This window comes from Haladaptatus sp. (genome assembly GCF_049589095.1).
GTDB lineage: Archaea > Halobacteriota > Halobacteria > Halobacteriales > Haladaptataceae > Haladaptatus.
In genome coordinates this window covers 1-1,564 of the sequence record NZ_JBAWAC010000324.1, presented here as the reverse complement: position 1 = coordinate 1,564, position 1,564 = coordinate 1, and the positions used below count along the sequence as shown (strand labels likewise).

General features: G+C 59.5%; 2 protein-coding genes. Both read left to right on the top strand.

Annotation, left to right across the window (positions count from 1 at the left end; all coding sequences use genetic code 11):
* The first annotated feature begins 1 nt into the window (after position 1).
* Positions 2-1,090: an ABC transporter ATP-binding protein gene (locus WBV42_RS10415; protein ID WP_423985969.1), complete on the top strand. Its 1,089-nt coding sequence runs from the start codon at positions 2-4 to the stop codon at positions 1,088-1,090.
* A 54-nt stretch (positions 1,091-1,144) separates the two neighbouring features.
* The coding region (locus WBV42_RS10410) for an isocitrate/isopropylmalate family dehydrogenase (RefSeq protein ID WP_423985968.1) at positions 1,145-1,564 on the top strand (420 nt) is incomplete at its 3' end.

The following is a 1,564-nucleotide window of genomic DNA, read 5'->3' as shown; positions in this document are numbered from 1 at the left end:
GATTCGAGACGGCGAGTTCGTCGTCTTCGTCGGCCCCTCGGGCTGCGGGAAGTCGACGACCCTTCGGATGACCGCAGGGCTGGAAAACATCACCGATGGCGAACTCCGCATCGACGGACAGCGCGTCAACGACGTTTCGCCGAAGGACCGGGACATCGCGATGGTGTTCCAGTCCTACGCGCTCTATCCCCACAAGACCGTCCGCGGGAACATGGCCTACGGCCTCAATTTGAGTACCGACCTGACCGACGCGGAAATCAACAGTCGCGTCGAGGAAGCCGCGGAGATGATGGGTATCGACGACCTCCTCGACAAGAAACCGGCCTCGCTCTCGGGCGGCCAACAACAGCGCGTGGCGACGGGTCGGGCCATCGTCAGGGAACCCGAGGTGTTCCTCTTCGACGAACCGCTGTCGAACCTCGACGCGAAACTCCGAAAGCACATGCGAACGGAGCTCTCGCGTATCCACTCGGAACTCGACATCACGACCATCTACGTCACGCACGACCAGGAGGAGGCGATGACGATGTCGGACCGCATCGTCATCCTCAACGACGGTCGGCTCCAGCAGGTCGGCAAACCCAAGGAGGTGTACTATCAGCCAGCGAACCGGTTCGTTGCGGATTTCATCGGGAGTCCCTCGATGAACTTCCTCGAAGTGGAATTGGAGGGCAACCGTCTCACAAACGGTGAGAGTTTCGACTTCAATGTCAGCGACGAATTCCTGGAGACGCTCCGAAGCGTCTCGGACGACACGCGATTCACGTTCGGTGTTCGTCCGGAGAACGTCCGTGTGGGCGGTGACGCAAACGACGAGCGAGCCGTACGGACGACCGTGGACGTCGTCGAAGTCATCGGGTCCGACAACTTCCTCTACCTCGATCTGGACGGGCGGGAGTTCCGCGTTCGCTGTCCTTCCTACATCGAACCGCAAGAAGGTGATGTGATAACGATTACGTTCGACGACGAAGCGATTCACCTGTTCGACGAAAAGACCGGCGAGGCCCTCGTCCACGGAACCGTCACCCACGAGTCGGGTGAGATGCCGAACCCTTCGAAGAGCGAACAGGAACGCGCAGTCGGCAACTGAATTCAACTTTTCCTCACCACTAGTTATTTGTTCTTGTCGTTCCCCACTATGTCCATGACGCACGACGTAGCGATGATTCCGGGCGACGGTATCGGTCCCGAAGTGGTTGACGCGGTTCGTCCTTTGCTGGAGGACGCCGCCGAAACGTACGGGTTCGAAATCACCTTCACCGGTTTCGACTGGGGTACCGAGTACTATCTCGAACACGGGGAGATGATGCCGGACGACGGTACCGACGAAATCGCGGAGTACGACGCCATCCTTCTCGGTGCCGTCGGTCATCCTGACGTCCCCGACCACGTCACCCTCCGTGGCCTGATGTTACCCATTCGAAAGACGTTCGACCAGTACATCTGCAAACGCCCCTCGGTTCTCTTCGAGGGTGTCGAATCGCCGCTCCGTGGTTACGCCTCCGGTGACATAGATTTGGTCGTCTATCGGGAGAACACGGAGGGGGAGTACGCGGACGTCGGC